At 63.6% G+C, this 1,763-nt stretch carries 2 protein-coding genes; both read left to right on the top strand.

The window, feature by feature from the left end; genetic code table 11:
* The coding region (locus GXX82_14975; GenBank protein ID NLT24342.1) for a type VI secretion system contractile sheath large subunit at positions 1-734 on the top strand (734 nt) is incomplete at its 5' end.
* 50 nt (positions 735-784) lie between these two features.
* Positions 785-1,681, top strand: coding sequence for a cupin domain-containing protein (locus GXX82_14970; protein NLT24341.1), 897 nt, complete (start codon positions 785-787; stop codon positions 1,679-1,681).
* Positions 1,682-1,763 lie beyond the last annotated feature (82 nt).

The raw sequence follows: 1,763 nt of genomic DNA, 5'->3' as shown, positions 1-1,763 counted from the left end.
GCGAATGGAACGAGATCGATCGCCTTGCCTATCTCGCCCACCACATCGAAGACAATCCGGTCTACGCCAAGTGGAACAGGCTGCGTTCCCTGCCTGAGGCCAACTGGCTCGTGGCGGCCTGCAACGGCTTTCTCGCGAGACCCCGCTATGCCGGGGAGTCCGCAGCCCGGGATGTCCTCTTCGAGGAGGCGGCGCCCCTGTGGATAAGCCCCGTCTGGGCCGTCGGCACCCTCGCGGCTGAGAGCGCCGGACGCATTGGCTGGCCGACACGCTTGACCGACAGCGATGCCGCACGCCTTGAAGGTCTTGCCCTTCATCCCGCGCGGGAAGGTGTGCCGGCATCAACGGAGGCCGTCTTTTCCGTCGACCGCCTGAGGCAGTTCGGGGAGATTGGCCTTTGCCCCGTCGCCGGGGTCGCCATGAAGGATATCGCCTTCCTGCCCGCGGCCCGGACCGTATCGGGGGAACCCCTTGCCTTCCAGCTGTTCTTCTCCCGGCTCACCGGTTTTCTCATCCGCCTGAGGGAAGAGCGCGGGTCGTCGCTTCCCGATGACGCCGCCCCCTGGCTCGAGGAGGCCCTTCAGACCTTCTTTCGCCTCTCTGGCGGCCACGTGCCCGGTGACCTGTCCGTGAAGGAGGTCGAGGGCGAGCGGCCTTCCTTCGTGATCGCCTTCACCCCGCCCGCGGCCGTCATCCCCGGCGGAAGGGGGATAGCCTTCACCTTCGCATGGTAGAAAAGCACTTCAAAACAAGAGGGGCTTTGTTTTATAATAGGTGGTCCACGATGAACTGGAAGATCTTATCCACGGCGGTCCCGCTCGTCGCCGCCCTCGCCCTTTCCGGCTGCGGCGGCGGGGCGAAGACGGCGCCGCAGGCACAGAACCTCAAGCGGGACTACGACTTCCACGGCAGCATCAAGAAGGTCGACCCCGCCATATTCCCCCCCGATGACGCGTCATGGGTGAAGGTCGACGACACGACGCGGCGCAAGGTCTTCTTCAACGACCGCCTCACACTGGAGATCGTGGAAACATCCAAATCGGGGCTGACGGGGAACATCACCACCGCTCATCGCTCCAATGACGTCATGGGCTACGTCATTGCCGGCGGCGCCATGGTCACGGTGGGCAAGGACACGAGGCAGATCGCGGCGGGCGGCGCCTTCGTCGTCCCCTCCAACACCCCCTATGGTGTCATTCCGGCCGCGGACAAGACAACCATCCTCTATGTGTACACCCCTCCCCGGGAGGACTTAAGGCCCACGGCCCCCAAGGTGCGTCGTTTCCCCGACAATGAGATAAAGAGCATCGTCTACGCGTGGTTCGCCCTTTTCGACGAGAAGGCCCCGGCGGGACAATTCCTTTCCTACCTTGCCGACACGGGCCTCATCATGGAGATGGCGGACAAGAAGAAGATAACCTCCTGGCAGGGCTTTCAGGACTGGTACGGCCTCTGGTCGTCGGCGGTGACCGCCTATTCCAGCACAGTCGAGCCGGTCTCGGTCTCCTTCGACAGCGGCACCGGGCGCTACCGGGCGAGCACAACCGTCTCGTCGACGACGAAGACCGTGAAGGGCAAGACGAGCACGGAGCGGTACCAGGTCGACATGACCCTCGTCGACACGAGCTGGGGCGGCATGCCGAAGATCCTCGAGTACAAGGAGTCGCCGGCGAAGAAATGAACCCATGAACTACCTCACCGACAGAAAGTTCTCCTTCTCCTCCGATGCCCTTGCCCCCGATACCTTCGGGGTGGTGAGGTTC

It is taken from the genome of Syntrophorhabdus sp., from assembly GCA_012719415.1.
GTDB lineage: Bacteria > Desulfobacterota > Syntrophorhabdia > Syntrophorhabdales > Syntrophorhabdaceae > Delta-02.
Note: the sequence above shows the minus strand (reverse complement) of the source record. Positions and strands in the feature narration are given on the sequence as shown.